The sequence below is a fragment of the Streptomyces cacaoi genome (assembly GCF_006539165.1).
Lineage (GTDB): Bacteria > Actinomycetota > Actinomycetes > Streptomycetales > Streptomycetaceae > Streptomyces > Streptomyces cacaoi.
The window spans coordinates 21,321-35,131 of record NZ_BJMM01000045.1 but is presented as its reverse complement, the minus strand read 5'-3'; the positions used below and the strand labels follow the sequence as shown (position 1 = coordinate 35,131).

The following is a 13,811-nucleotide window of genomic DNA, read 5'->3' as shown; positions in this document are numbered from 1 at the left end:
GTTCTCGCCCCCGGCCTGCTCCCGACGGTAGCCGAGCCCCCGCCGGCGCTCGCCGCCCGCGCCCCGGCCACCGGGCACACGGCGGCGCGTCCCCGGCGTTCCCGGGCGCCCCGGCCGTCCCCGGCGTGCGAGGCGTCCGAGGCGCCCCGGCCGTCACCGGCGCGGCTCCCAGCGGAAGTACCGCCTCACGAGGAACCAGGAGAGCGCGATCCAGGCGAGCGCGATGCCCAGCGCACGCAGCGTCCCGGCCCCGGACAGCTGCTCGGTCCACGCGCTGCGCAGCAGCTCCATCACCGGCGTCAGCGGCAGCCACTCGCAGACGGCGGCCAGCTTGTCGGGGAAGACCTCCAGGGGGACGAAGACCCCGGAGCCGGCGAAGGTGACGAGCATCAGCGGCATCGGCGTCAGCTGTGCCATCTCGCTGGACTTGGTGACGGCCGTCGAGGCGGCGGCGAGCACGGCCGACAGCGCCAGCCCCAGCAGCACGGAGACGACCAGCAGATCCGGCCGGGCCGGCGCCCCCGCGTCCAGGACGACGGCGCCGCCGCCGAGCAGCAGCACGCACTGGGCGACGCCGATGACGACGGCCGGCAGCGCGCAGGCGCCGAGGATCTCCGCATCGGTGGCCTCACCGGTGCGCAGCCGCTTGAGCACCAGCTCCTCGCGCCGTGCGACGTACACCCCGATGAGGTTGCTGTAGACGGCGAACAGCAGCACCATGCCGACCGATCCGGGCAGCACGGTCGTGGCCACCGACAGCCCGGTGCCGGACAGATCGGCCTGCTGCGCCGCGCTCCTGATGCTGAACGTCAGCATGATCGGCACCAGGACGGCCATGACCAGCGCCGTCCGGTTGCGCAGCAGCAGCGTCAGCTCGGCTCGCCCCAGCGCACCGATCCGCTGCGGCGACAGCCGCGCCGCCCGGAACGGCCCCGGGGCCGGCGGAGTGCCCGGCGTCCCCGGCGTGCCCGCCCGCTGTGTCGTGGTCGGCGTGCTCATGCCCGTACCCCCGTCTTCTCGTTGCTGTTCCCGTGCCCGGCCCGGCGCCCGGCCGAGGCGGGGTCCGCGAAGCCCGCGGTGCCCGCGTCGTCTCCCCACCCGGCGCGCAGATGGCCCTCTTCCGCGATCTCCAGGAACGCCTCCTCCAGGGAGGCGGACCGCGCGTGCAGGCCCTCCAGCGCGACGCCGGTGTCCCGCGCCCACAGCAGCAGCCCGGTGAGGTCCTCTTGGAGCGTGTGCGTGCGCCGGGCGACCTTCTGCCCGTCGGCCGCGCCCCGCCAGTCCTCCGGCAGCCGCTCGGCCGGGACGCCGGCGGGCAGCCGGAAGGTGATCCTGGACGGCCGGGAGGCGGCGACCTGTTCGGCGGTGCCCGCGGCCACGATCCGCCCGGCCTGCATGATCGCCAGCCGGTCGGAGAGCTGCTCGGCCTCCTCCAGATAGTGCGTCGTCAGCAGGACGGTGGTCCCCTCGGACCGCAGTCGGCGCACCAACGAGGCGGTGTCCCGGCGCCCTTCGGGATCCATCCCGGTGGTCGGCTCGTCCAGGAACAGCACCTCGGGACGTCCGATGAGCGCGAGCGCCAGATCGAGCCGCCGCCGCTCCCCGCCGGAGAGCTGTTTGACGCGCACGTCCCGCCGCGCACCCAGACCGACCAGTTCCAGCGCCTCGGCCGGCGGACGGGCGTCGCTGGTGACGCCCGCCCACATCCGCGCCGTCTCCGCCACCGTCAGCTCCGAGGGGAAGCCGCCCTCCTGGAGCATCACGCCGGTGCGCGGCCGCACGGCGGTGCGCTGGGTGTACGGGTCGAGCCCGAGCACCCGCACGCTGCCCCCGGTGGCCGGCGCGAGCCCCTCCAGCACCTCCACCGTGGAGGTCTTGCCCGCCCCGTTGGTGCCGAGGAGCGCGAAGATCTCTCCCTCCCGTACGGAGAAGGAGATGCCGCGGACGGCCTCGAATCCCTCTCCCTTGCTGTCCGCCGAGTAGCGGCGCCTGAGCCCTTCGACCTCGATCGCATCCATGCCGTCCAGGCTCACCGACCCCCGCGGCACCCGGCAGTGCGGCACGTCATCGGTGTCCATGACGAATGTCATGCGGTGTCGGGCGGTGGGCTGCGGCCGTCGTGCGTGCGCGGACGCGGCGAGCGGCGCGGAACACGAAGAAGGCCCCGGTCCGAAGACCGGGGCCTTTGTGAAGAGCGGACGACGAGGCTCGAACTCGCGACCTCAACCTTGGCAAGGTTGCGCTCTACCAACTGAGCTACGTCCGCATTGCCTCCACTCGGCTCTCACCGAGTGGCGCGACCCATATCCTACCTGATCGTTCACGACCGTCGGCCGGATACAGAAGAGCGGGTGACAGGAATCGCACACTGCGCCTCCCTCTTGGAAAGAGGGCGCTCTACTACTGAGCTACACCCGCGCGCTCCGTGAGGTTTCCCGGGGGTTCCCCTCGCGGCGTGCTCTGAACTTTAGCCGATCACCCGGGGTGGATGGCAAGTCGAGTGCGGAACGGGGGAGAACCGGGGGTGATCCGGGGTCAGTGGGCGGCCTTGAAGGCGTCGTAGACCTTCTTCGGGATACGGCCGCGGGCCGGCACCTCCATGCCGTTGGACTCGGCCCAGGCGCGCACCGCGCGGGGATCCGGCTCCACGGAGGTCCGGTGGTACGCCTTGCCCGACTTCGTCCGCTTACGCCCGGCTTCCACGAAAGGTGCCAGGTCTTCGCGCAGGCGCTTGGCATTGTCCGTATTCAGGTCGATCTCGTAGAACTTCCCGTCGAGGCCGAAGGAGACCGTCTCCGCCGCTTCTCCGCCGTCGATGTCATCGGAGAGTGTGACGACCACGCGCTGTGCCACGGATATCGGTCCTTCCTTCAGGATCACGAAAGGGATCACCGCATTTCCGCCGGCGGCAGGTGTTGTTGCCCGTGCGCCTGCGACGGTGAGCCCGGATAGGGGGCGTTTTTTGTTCTGCCGCGCTGCGTATACGCAGGTACCGCGCCGCTGCGCGATTGCCGGCGCCGGGTAATTCACGGCCCGGTTCCGACGGCAATAGTGACCCTACTTTTTCTGCCGCCGTTTTCCCAGTGCTTCACGAAGTCGCTACCGGGTCCGCGATATCAACGCGCGTAGATCACGGGGCCGGGTACGCTGGCCGCGCAGCCGCCTGCCAAGCACATAGGAGTACCCGTGGCCCGCGTCGTGGTCGACGTCATGCTGAAGCCGGAGATCCTCGACCCCCAGGGACAGGCGGTGCAACGCGCACTGCCACGCCTGGGTTTCGAGGGGATCGCCGATGTCCGTCAGGGCAAGCGCTTCGAACTGGAAGTGGAGGGGCCCGTCGACGCGGCGGCCCTGCGCAGGATCCATGAGCTCGCGGAAACCTTCCTGGCCAACACGGTGATCGAGGACTTCACCGTGCGCGTCGAGGAGCCCGCGGTGTCCGAGGAGGCCCCGGCGTGACCGGCACCACCGGCACCGCTGCCACCAGCGCTCCCACCGGCCCCGCCCGCACCGCCGGCCGGCTCGGCCGTATCGGTGTGGTCACCTTCCCCGGTTCGCTCGACGACCGTGACGCGCGCCGTGCGATCCGTATCGCCGGCGGTGAACCCGTCGCGCTGTGGCACCGGGACAAGGATCTGCACCAGGTCGACGCCGTCGTGCTGCCCGGTGGATTCTCCTACGGGGACTATCTGCGGTGCGGCGCCATTGCCCGTTTCTCGCCGGTCATGCAGACGATCGTCGAACAGGCGAAGCAGGGAATGCCGGTGCTGGGCATCTGCAATGGCTTCCAGGTCCTGTGCGAATCCCATCTGCTTCCCGGCGCGTTGACACGCAACGACCATCTGCGGTTCATCTGCCGCGACCAGCGGCTGCGGGTGGAGAACAACCGCACCGCATGGACGACGGACTACACCGAGGGCCAGGAGATCACCGTTCCGCTGAAGAACGGCGAGGGCGGTTACGTCGCCGACGAGCGCACCCTGGACGCCCTGGAGGCCGAGGGCCGCGTCGTCTTCCGCTACACGGCCGGACCGGGGACGCCGGAGGAGCAGGCCAACCCCAACGGATCCCGCCGGGACATCGCCGGCATCACCAACGAGGCCGGGAACGTGGTCGGCCTCATGCCGCACCCCGAGCACGCCGTCGAGTCGCTGACCGGCCCGACGACGGACGGCCTCGGATTCTTCACCTCGGCCCTCGCGAGGCTGGTCGCATGAGCGGCGCACCGGCACCGACGACGGCCCGGCCGCACGGGCCCGCACACCCCGCGTCCCGGCGTGGTTCGGGCGGAGCAGTTCACCAGGAGACCGCAGCATGACTTCCCAGAGCCTGGACACCGTCGAGCACGCGGAGCGGACCCCGGGCACCGAGCTCCCCTGGGCCGAACTCGGCCTGAAGGAGGACGAGTACGCCCGCATCCGCGAGATCCTCGGCCGGCGGCCGACCGGCGCCGAGCTGGCGATGTACTCGGTGATGTGGTCCGAGCACTGCTCCTACAAGAGCAGCAAGGTCCATCTGCGGCAGTTCGGCGAGAAGGCGCCCACCGAGGGCCCCGGTGCCGAGGCCATGCTCGTCGGCATCGGCGAGCAGGCGGGCGTCGTGGACGTCGGCCAGGGCTACGCCGTCACCTTCAAGGTCGAGTCGCACAACCACCCCTCGTACGTGGAGCCGTACCAGGGCGCCGCGACCGGTATCGGCGGCATCGTGCGGGACATCATCGCGATGGGCGCCCGGCCCGTCGCCGTCATGGACCCGCTGCGGTTCGGCGCCGCCGACCACCCGGACACCCGGCGGGTGCTGCCCGGCGTCGTCGCCGGGATCGGCGGCTACGGCAACTGCCTGGGCCTGCCCAACATCGGCGGCGAGGTCGTCTTCGACGCCTGCTACCAGGGAAACCCCCTGGTCAACGCCTTGTGCGTGGGCGTCATGAAGCACGAGGACATCCACCTGGCGAAGGCCGCCGGCACCGGCAACAAGGTCGTCCTCTACGGGGCGCGGACGGGCGGTGACGGCATCGGCGGCGCCTCCATCCTGGCGTCCGAGACCTTCGACGCGGCGGCCGACGGCGACTCGGGTACGGGCCGGCCCAGCAAGCGCCCCGCCGTCCAGGTCGGCGACCCCTTCCAGGAGAAGCTGCTCATCGAGTGCACCCTGGAGGCGTTCCACGCCGGCCTCGTCGTCGGCATCCAGGACCTCGGGGCGGCCGGACTCTCCTGCGCCACCAGCGAGTTGGCGTCCAACGGCTCGGGCGGCATGCGCGTCGAGCTGGACGACGTGCCCCTGCGCGACTCCTCGCTCTCGCCGGAGGAGATCCTCATGAGCGAGTCCCAGGAGCGCATGTGCGCCGTCGTCGAGCCGGGCAACGTCGAGCGCTTCCTGGAGATCTGCGAGAAGTGGGAGGTCACCGCGACCGTCGTCGGTGAGGTCACCGACGGCGACCGGCTGGAGATCTTCTGGCACGGCGAGAAGATCGTCGACGTCGACCCGCGCACGGTCGCCCACGAGGGCCCCGTCTACGAGCGCCCCTACGCCCGCCCCGACTGGCAGGACGCGCTCCAGGCCGACGACCCGGGCAGGCTGCCCCGCCCGGCGGACGGCAAGGAACTGCGGGCCGCCGCACTGGCGTTGCTCTCCTCGCCCAACCAGGCCGGCAAGTCCTGGATCACCGACCAGTACGACCGCTACGTGCTCGGGGAGACCGTCCTCGCACAGCCCGAGGACAGCGGCATGATCCGGATCGACGAGGAGTCGGGGCTCGGCGTCGCCGTCGCCACCGACGGCAACGGCCGCTACGCCAAGCTCGACCCGTACGAGGGAGCGCGGCTGGCGCTCGCCGAGGCGTACCGCAACGTCGCCGCGACCGGCGCGCGCCCGCTGGCGGTCACCGACTGCCTCAACTTCGGCTCGCCCGAGGACCCGGCCGCCATGTGGCAGTTCGCCGAGTCCTGCCGCGGCCTCGCGGACGGCTGCCGCGAGCTGGGCACGCCCGTGACCGGCGGGAACGTCTCCCTCTACAACCAGACGGGGGAGGCCGCCATCCACCCGACGCCGGTGGTCGGCGTGCTCGGCGTCATCGACGACGTCACCCGCCGCACCCCCATGGCGTTCGCCGACGAGGGCCATCTGATCTATCTGCTGGGCGAGACGGCGGAGGAACTGGGCGGCTCCGCCTGGTCGCAGGTCGCGCACGACCACCTCGGCGGCCGGCCCCCCAGGGTGGACCTGGAGCGGGAGCGGCTGCTGGGCGAGATCCTCATCGCCGCCTCCCGGGACGGCATGGCGGACGCCGCGCACGACCTCTCCGACGGCGGACTGATCCAGGCGCTCGCCGAGTCCTGCCTCAAGGGCGGCAAGGGCGCACGGATCGTCGTGCCCGATGGGACGGACCCGTTCGTGTTCCTCTTCTCCGAGTCGCAGGGGCGCGCCCTCGTCGCCATCCCGCGCAGCGAGGAGGTCCGCTTCACCGACATGTGCGCGGCGCGCGGCATGCCGGCCGAACGGATCGGCGTGGTGGACGGCGAAGAGCTGGACATCCAGGGCCAGTTCACCCTCCCCCTCACCGAACTCCGCGAGGCCCACGAACGCACCCTCCCGGAACTCTTCGGCTGACGACCCGCCCCCTTCCCCGCCGCCGGACGGGGAAGGGGGCGGACAGAAAGCCCGTCCGGCGCTTGAGGACGAGCGCCCTGGCGCGACGTCTGAACGGAAACGGCAACGGCGGCGCACGACGCCCGCCCGGACGGCAGGGGGAACGGCGGCGCAGACAGGGGCGCACACAGGGGCGGAGGCAGGTCGACCGGGCAGCACACACGGAGTACACACCCCCGGCCCGAGCGCCCAGCGGCTACTCTCGCGCGTATGCAGCCGGCGAACCGCAAACCCGCAGGAAAAGACAGGAAGCCCCGCACTTACGACCCAGCCCGCGTCCGCAAGGCCCTCGTCGCGCAGGTCGAATCCGTCGCCGACGCGGCCCACCGGCTGCCGGCGGACCAGCGCTCCCTCCCCTCGGGCCTCCCCGGCTGGGACGTCCACCATCTGCTGGTGCACATCGCCCTACAGATCGACGCGGTGCCGCGCACCCTGAGCGGCCCGGAGGCGCGGGCCAAGGCGCCGGAGGTGTCCCTGTCCGGCTGGGTGCTGGGCAACGCGGACTTCGCCGCCGAGCAGGACGAGGAGACCCGTACGGAGGCGGCCCGCTGGCCGGACGGGGCCGAGCTGATCGACCGCGCCGTGGCCGATCTGGAGCCGGTGATCGAGGCCGCGGTGAGCGAGGAACTGCTGGTGCCGCGCGCCATGGGCGCGATGCGCATGCTCGACTTCACCCTCACACGCCTGGTCGAACTGGTCGTGCACAGCGACGACCTGGCCCGCGCGACGGGCCTGCGCGTCGGCCTCGACCGGCAGGCGCTGGCCACCACGGTGCGGATGCTGGCGGACGCGCTGGCGGTGCGGGCCCCGGGCGGCGCGGTCGAGGTACGCGTCCCGCCGTTCGCCGTCGTCCAGGCCGTGGAGGGGCCGCGGCACACCCGCGGCACCCCGCCCAACGTCGTGGAGACCGATCCGCTCACCTGGATCCGCCTGGCCACCGGCCGGACGAGCTGGGCGCAGGTACGGGAGAACGCCCAGCTGACGGCGTCCGGCGAGCGCGCCGACCTCTCCGGATGGCTGCCCGTCCTGCGCTGAGCGCCGGGCCTCAGCCGCCGGTCAGGTCGCCCCGCGCCCGCGGCGCAGGCGCGGCGCGCACGGCCCGGCCGCCGGGAGATGGGCGGAAGCTCACAGCTCCCCGGTTCGGAGCAGCGAGGCACCTGTCCTAGACTCGATGGCGTGCCACGTGGTGACGGACGACTCAACCACGACCTTCTCCCCGGTGAGAAAGGCCCCCAGGACGCCTGCGGCGTCTTCGGTGTCTGGGCTCCGGGCGAAGAGGTCGCCAAGCTCACGTATTTCGGTCTGTACGCCCTGCAACACCGCGGTCAGGAGTCCGCGGGTATCGCAGTGAGCAACGGATCCCAGATCCTCGTCTTCAAGGACATGGGCCTCGTCTCGCAGGTTTTCGACGAGACGTCCCTCGGCTCGCTCCGCGGTCACATCGCGGTGGGCCACGCCCGCTACTCGACGACCGGCGCCTCGGTCTGGGAGAACGCCCAGCCCACCTTCCGCGCCACCGCCCACGGCTCGATCGCCCTGGGCCACAACGGCAACCTGGTCAACACGGCGGAGCTGGCCGAACTCGTCGCCAAGCTGGCGGTGAACGGAAACGGCCGCGCCACCCAGGTCGCCGCCACCAACGACACCGACCTGGTCACGGCCCTGCTGGCGGGCCAGACCGACGAGGACGGCCGCCCGCTCACCGTCGAGGAGGCCGCCCCGCGGGTGCTCCCGCAGGCCAAGGGCGCGTTCTCGATGGTCTTCATGGACGAGAACACGCTGTACGCGGCGCGTGACGCCCAGGGCATCCGCCCGCTGGTGCTCGGCCGGCTGGAGCGCGGCTGGGTCGTCGCCAGCGAGACGTCGGCGCTGGACATCGTCGGCGCGAGCGTCATCCGCGAGGTCGAGCCGGGCGAGCTGATCGCCATCGACGAGAACGGGCTCCGCTCCAGCCGCTTCGCTGAAGCAAAGCCCCGGGGCTGTGTCTTCGAGTACGTCTACCTCGCACGCCCGGACACCGACATCGCCGGCCGGAACGTGTACCTCTCCCGCGTCGAGATGGGCCGCAGGCTCGCCGCCGAGGCTCCGGCCGAGGCGGACCTGGTCATAGCGACGCCGGAGTCGGGCACTCCGGCGGCGATCGGCTACGCGGAGGCCAGCGGCATCCCGTACGGCAGCGGGCTGGTGAAGAACAGCTACGTCGGCCGCACCTTCATCCAGCCGTCGCAGACGATCCGGCAGCTCGGTATCCGGCTGAAGCTCAACCCGCTCAAGGAAGTCATCCGCGGCAAGCGGCTGGTCGTCGTCGACGACTCGATCGTGCGCGGCAACACCCAGCGCGCCCTGGTGCGCATGCTCCGCGAGGCCGGGGCCGCCGAGGTGCACGTACGGATCTCCTCGCCACCCATCAAGTGGCCGTGCTTCTTCGGCATCGACTTCGCCACCCGCGCCGAGCTGATCGCCAACGGGCTGTCCGTCGAGGAGATCGGCACCTCGCTCGGAGCGGACTCGCTGTCGTACATCTCCATCGACGGAATGATCGAGTCCACGACGATCGCCAAGCCCGATCTGTGCCGGGCCTGCTTTGACGGCGAGTACCCGATGGAGCTGCCCGACCCGGAGTACCTGGGCAAGAACCTGCTGGAGACCGAGACGGCCACCGATGTGGACGGCGTCGACACCCTCGCCGCCGGCGTGGGCGCCTCGGACGCCCTCAAGCGCCCGTAGCTCCGGCTGTGTCCCCCGCCGCCACGAGCGAACGGGGCTTCCCCCTGCGCACCGTGCCGCAGGGAGGGCACGACCGCCCCGTACCGGCCCGCACCCAAGGACGCGAAACGCACTCATGACCAGCAATCTTCCCGGCGCCAGCTACGCAGCAGCAGGCGTGGACATCGAAGCAGGCGACCGCGCCGTCACCCTGATGAAGGACTGGGTCAAGAAGACCCGGCGCCCCGAGTCGATCGGTGCGCTGGGCGGCTTCGCCGGCCTGTTCGACGTCTCCCGCCTCAAGCAGTACGAGCGTCCCCTGCTGGCCTCGGCGACGGACGGCGTCGGCACGAAGGTCGCCCTGGCCCAGCGGATGGACCTGCACGACACCATCGGCCACGACCTGGTCGCGATGGTCGTCGACGATCTGGTGGTGTGCGGCGCCGAGCCGCTGTTCATGACGGACTACATCTGCGTCGGCAAGGTCGTCCCCGAGCGCGTCGCGCAGATCGTCAAGGGCATCGCCGAGGGCTGTGTACTGGCAGGCTGCGCCCTGGTCGGCGGCGAGACGGCCGAGCACCCGGGCCTGCTCGGGCCCGACGAGTACGACGTGGCGGGCGCCGGCACCGGCGTCGTCGAGGCGGACGCCGTGCTGGGCCCGGATCGCATCCGTACGGGCGACGCGGTGATCGCCATGGCCTCGTCGGGCCTTCACTCGAACGGGTACTCGCTGGTGCGCCACGTCGTCTTCGACCGCGCCGGCTGGGCCCTGGACAGGGAGATCCCGGAGTTCGGCCGCAGCCTCGGCGAGGAACTCCTGGAGCCCACCAGGATCTACGCGCTGGACTGCCTGGAGCTGACCCGCAGGACGCAGGTGCACGCCTTCTCGCACATCACCGGCGGTGGGCTGGCGAGCAACCTGGCCCGGGTGATCCCGGACGGGCTGCACGCCACCGTGGACCGCGCCACCTGGACGCCGGGCCCGGTCTTCGACGTGGTGGCCGGCGCCGGGGACGTCGCCCGCGACGAGCTGGAGAAGACGCTCAACATGGGTGTCGGCATGATCGCCGTCGTCCCGCAGGACGCGGTGCCGGACGCCCTGGCACTGCTCACGGAGCGTGGCGTCGACGCCTGGGTCGCCGGAGAGATCACCGACCGGGGTGAGCGCGCCGAGGCGGTCACCCTGACCGGGGACCATGCGCGCTGAGGCACACCGCCGACCGTGCCGGACACGGCAGGACCCGGCCCGGCGGATGCCGGACCGGGTCACTGTGGGTGAACGTCAAGCGCGACGTCGGTTCGACTGCGGGTCGGACGGTGCGGATGACTCCGCGTCGTCCTCCTCCTCGTCGGTGTTGTACAGATCCGCGTACCGTGCGTACGGGTCGTCGTCCAGCTCATCGTCCTCGAAGCGCTCGCCGTTCGGCGACTGGTTCGACGTCGATGCGCCCAGCTCCTCGGCCAGGCGCGCAAGGTCCGTCCCACCGCTGTTGTACTTCAGCTGGCGGGCGACCTTCGTCTGCTTGGCCTTGGCCCGGCCGCGCCCCATGGCTCGACCCCCTCAACGACGGGGCTCGACGGCCCCAGAGTCTTGACACGCGTTCATGGTTCCAACGGCCCCTCGGTGAGGGGCCTGCACTCAGGGCTTCAACGGTACCTGCTTCCGCGGCCGTACGGTACGTCGCCCGCACGACACGGACGCCGTCCGACGCGCCCGTCGACCTTGCTGGTGCAGGTCTGTCGTCGATTTTACCTTCCTGTAGCGGATCGGGCCGCCGAGGGGTCGTGAGACGGCTCTCACGTGCTCGTCCGGCGGCCCTCCCGTCACTCTCCGGGTGCCCGTCGCGAGCTCTCGGTCACCTGCCGATGCGTTGTTCGGCGAGCCGGTCGGCGGCCGCCGCCGGCGGGATGCCGTCGGCCTCCGCGCGCTCGAATATGGCGAGCGCCGTATCGAAGATCTTCGCTGCCTTTGCTTTCGCACGTGCGAAGTCGAAACCGCGGAGCTCGTCCGCGACCTGGATGACGCCGCCGGAGTTCACGACGTAGTCCGGGGCGTAGAGGATGCCGCGCTCGGCGAGGTCCTTCTCCACGCCCGGGTGCGCCAGCTGGTTGTTGGCCGCGCCGCAGACCGCCCGCGCGGTCAGCGCCGGGACGGTCTCGTCGTTCAGTGCGCCGCCGAGCGCGCACGGAGCGTACAGATCCAGCCCCGCTGTGCGGATGAGCGTGCCGGTGTCGGGCACCGCCGTGACCTCGGGGTGCGCGTCCAGCACCCGGCGTACCGAGGCCGCGCGCACATCCGTGACCAGCACCCGGGCGCCGTCCTGAAGCAGGTGCTCCACGAGGTGGTGGCCGACCTTGCCGACGCCGGAGACGCCGACGGTGCGGCCGTGCAGCGTCGGCGCTCCCCACAGCCGCTGGGCCGCGGCCCGCATGCCCTGGAAGACGCCGTACGCGGTGAGCACGGAGGAGTCCCCGGCGCCGCCGTTGCCCGGGGAGCGGCCGGTCGTCCAGCGGCACTCCTCGGCCACCACGTCCATGTCCTGGACGTAGGTGCCCACGTCGCACGCGGTGACGTACCGGCCGCCCAGCGAGGCGACGAACCGGCCGTAGGCGCGCAGCAGGGCCTCGGTCTTGAGCGTCTCCGGGTCGCCGATGATCACGGCCTTGCCGCCGCCGTGGTCGAGTCCGGCGAGCGCGTTCTTGTACGACATCCCGCGGGAGAGCGCCAGCGCGTCGCGGAGGGCGGCCTCCTCGGGGTCGGGCGCGTCGGCGTACGCGTGGAAGCGGGTGCCGCCGAGCGCGGGGCCGAGGGCGGTGGAGTGGAGGGCGATGACGGCCTTGAGACCGGTGGTCCGGTCCTGGGAGAGCACGACCTGCTCGTGGCCGCCCTGGTCGGAGTGGAAGAGGGTCCGTACGAATCCGCCGGCCGACGGGTCGTCGGCCGGTGCCGACGCCTCGGGTGAAGCGTGTACGTCGGTCACTGTGGTGACTCCTGAAATCGCATCGGAAGCCCGCCGCGGTACGGCACCGCTTGTGGCGGGGAGCTGCCGGGCGGGCCGGTCGCCCTGAAGCGTACGACCTGCGGCTCTCGGGCACGTTGCGATCGCATCATCAGGGTAGTCAACTGTCTTTCGGACATGACCGCACAGGCTGTGGAGGACGCCGTGCACAATGCCGTGGAGTTGGAGGAAACGCGTGGCTGAGTCAGGGCCGGCCCTCGTCCCGTACGCCGCGTACCTGCGGATCTACGAGCCCTTGGCGGCGTTCCCGGAGCCCGAGCGGTCGCACTGGATCGCGTACGCGAAGCAGTCGCGCTTTCCCACGGCGCAGGACGAAGTGCGACGCGCGCTGCGGGACTTGCTGCCCGTGCCGCCGGTCGTCGTCCCCGAGCGGGAGAGCGCCGAGGCGTTCGTGACCGAGGTGGACGGTGTGACGTGCGTGTGCCCGTGGCGGACGCGGCTGCGCAGCTGGCAGGCGCTCACGGCGCTCACCCAGGCCGCCAAGGACCAGGAGCTGGCGCTGCCGCAGCCCGTGCTGGACGCGGCGCTGCCGCCGGTGGTGCGGCGGCAGGCGGCGGCCGACTACGAACGGTGGCGGGAGCGCAACCCCGATGCGCGGCCCTGGATCCGGACGGCGCTGTGGCATGTGCCCGTGCGGTGGTTCGTTCTCTTCTCCGACGAAGAAAGGGAGTTTGCCAAGCCGGAAACGGGTGAGGAGAGCGGACAGCAGTTCGTCCTTCGCTATCGCGCGCCCATGGTCCAGGCGAGGCGCCGTCTCGCCCGCGGGCTCAAGGTGCTGCGCGACGAGCTGGAGGAAGGGCCGCTCATCGAGGGTCTGGTCGATGTGGGCCGCTGGCTGGAGGAGTTCCATCCGCGGTCCCTCGTCGAACTGGACTACGGCGGGCTGGCCCACGCGATCCCCGAGGAGCAGCTCGCGGGGGACCACTCTGCCGCGGACGTGGCGGACGGTCTGGCCGCGCTGCGCGAGGGCGACGGCGAGCGTGCCGGCGCCGCGTACGAGCGGCTGACGGAGCGCTGGCGTGCGGTCCGTGAGTTGCAGTTCGCGAGCTGAGCGCGGCTCGGCGGCGCGGCTTCGCGAGGGGACGTTCCGGACGGGGCGGCCGTTCAGGACCTTCGTCCCGAACCGGGTCTTTGCCTCAAGCGTGATGGATCGCACTTAAAAGGGGTCTTGCTCTCAGACCTGTCCCTCGTGTCAAAATAGGACAAGGAGCTCGGAGGGGGTTCCTTCCGTCCAACTGTGGGTGGAAACATCGGTATTGCGCTGCTTGGTAGGGCTGATGACGTCTGATCCCGCTGTGACTGATCGTCACGGTGGCGTGACTGTCCGTTATGACACGGTCCATCGGCTTCCGCCGAGGTTGAACACCTGAGAGGGCAATTCCATCGGTTTGGCCGTCGTCGCTGGACAGATGGTGTAGTTGTAGTGCCGAGGACAAG

At 71.3% G+C, this 13,811-nt stretch carries 12 protein-coding genes and 2 tRNA genes; 7 read left to right on the top strand and 7 right to left on the bottom strand.

Translation table 11 applies throughout. The features are described from left to right. Nucleotides 1-153: 153 nt before the first annotated feature. The 5 genes from SCA03_RS28505 to SCA03_RS28485 all read right to left on the bottom strand — a co-directional run bounded on the left by SCA03_RS28505 (nucleotide 154) and on the right by SCA03_RS28485 (nucleotide 2,853). The gene (locus tag SCA03_RS28505; protein ID WP_030884963.1) at nucleotides 154-999 is read right to left on the bottom strand and encodes an ABC transporter permease; all 846 of its coding nucleotides are present in this window, start codon (nucleotides 997-999) and stop codon (nucleotides 154-156) included. Continuing rightward, nucleotides 996-2,078 (bottom strand): ABC transporter ATP-binding protein, encoded by a 1,083-nt coding sequence (locus SCA03_RS28500; RefSeq protein ID WP_078873567.1) that lies wholly within the window; start codon nucleotides 2,076-2,078, stop codon nucleotides 996-998. Before SCA03_RS28500 ends, SCA03_RS28505 begins: the two co-directional genes overlap by 4 nt. 115 nt (nucleotides 2,079-2,193) lie before the next feature. Continuing rightward, nucleotides 2,194-2,266, bottom strand: a tRNA-Gly gene (locus tag SCA03_RS28495). A gap of 80 nt (nucleotides 2,267-2,346) precedes the next feature. Next, nucleotides 2,347-2,418: transfer RNA gene (locus SCA03_RS28490), tRNA-Gly, on the bottom strand. 117 nt (nucleotides 2,419-2,535) lie between these two features. Next, nucleotides 2,536-2,853 carry a histone-like nucleoid-structuring protein Lsr2 gene (locus SCA03_RS28485; RefSeq protein ID WP_030884956.1) on the bottom strand — a complete coding sequence of 106 codons (318 nt, stop codon included), beginning with the start codon at nucleotides 2,851-2,853 and terminating at the stop codon, nucleotides 2,536-2,538. A gap of 333 nt (nucleotides 2,854-3,186) precedes the next feature. Here SCA03_RS28485 and purS point away from each other — a divergent pair, with 333 nt between their 5' ends. The 6 genes from purS (at nucleotide 3,187) to purM (ending at nucleotide 10,561) form a co-directional block, all read left to right on the top strand. Continuing rightward, nucleotides 3,187-3,459 carry a phosphoribosylformylglycinamidine synthase subunit PurS gene (gene purS / locus SCA03_RS28480; protein ID WP_030884952.1) on the top strand — a complete coding sequence of 91 codons (273 nt, stop codon included), beginning with the start codon at nucleotides 3,187-3,189 and terminating at the stop codon, nucleotides 3,457-3,459. A gap of 71 nt (nucleotides 3,460-3,530) precedes the next feature. Then, on the top strand, nucleotides 3,531-4,217 hold the full coding sequence (purQ, locus tag SCA03_RS28475) for a phosphoribosylformylglycinamidine synthase subunit PurQ (protein ID WP_030885553.1): 687 nt from the start codon (nucleotides 3,531-3,533) through the stop codon (nucleotides 4,215-4,217). A gap of 97 nt (nucleotides 4,218-4,314) precedes the next feature. Next, nucleotides 4,315-6,609, top strand: a complete 2,295-nt coding sequence (gene purL / locus SCA03_RS28470; protein ID WP_086817121.1) for a phosphoribosylformylglycinamidine synthase subunit PurL — start codon at nucleotides 4,315-4,317, stop codon at nucleotides 6,607-6,609. A 249-nt stretch (nucleotides 6,610-6,858) separates the two neighbouring features. After that, a complete protein-coding gene (locus tag SCA03_RS28465) occupies nucleotides 6,859-7,683 on the top strand; it encodes a maleylpyruvate isomerase family mycothiol-dependent enzyme (RefSeq protein WP_086817119.1) in 825 nt (274 codons plus the stop codon). Nucleotides 7,684-7,824: 141 nt separating this feature from the next. Further along, a complete protein-coding gene (gene purF, locus SCA03_RS28460; protein ID WP_030884942.1) occupies nucleotides 7,825-9,375 on the top strand; it encodes an amidophosphoribosyltransferase in 1,551 nt (516 codons plus the stop codon). Nucleotides 9,376-9,490: 115 nt separating this feature from the next. Then, entirely contained in the window at nucleotides 9,491-10,561 is a 1,071-nt protein-coding gene (purM, locus tag SCA03_RS28455; RefSeq protein ID WP_030885545.1) for a phosphoribosylformylglycinamidine cyclo-ligase, read from the top strand. A 75-nt stretch (nucleotides 10,562-10,636) separates the two neighbouring features. On the opposite strand, the gene SCA03_RS28450 is transcribed toward purM, so the two are convergent. Beyond that, nucleotides 10,637-10,903: a DUF3073 domain-containing protein gene (locus tag SCA03_RS28450; protein WP_030884936.1), complete on the bottom strand. Its 267-nt coding sequence runs from the start codon at nucleotides 10,901-10,903 to the stop codon at nucleotides 10,637-10,639. Between the two features lie 307 nt (nucleotides 10,904-11,210). Further along, nucleotides 11,211-12,335: a Leu/Phe/Val dehydrogenase gene (locus SCA03_RS28445; protein ID WP_086817117.1), complete on the bottom strand. Its 1,125-nt coding sequence runs from the start codon at nucleotides 12,333-12,335 to the stop codon at nucleotides 11,211-11,213. A 214-nt stretch (nucleotides 12,336-12,549) separates the two neighbouring features. Here SCA03_RS28445 and SCA03_RS28440 point away from each other — a divergent pair, with 214 nt between their 5' ends. Continuing rightward, the gene (locus tag SCA03_RS28440) at nucleotides 12,550-13,425 is read left to right on the top strand and encodes a DUF8083 family protein (protein ID WP_030884929.1); all 876 of its coding nucleotides are present in this window, start codon (nucleotides 12,550-12,552) and stop codon (nucleotides 13,423-13,425) included. The last annotated feature ends 386 nt before the right edge of the window (nucleotides 13,426-13,811 follow it).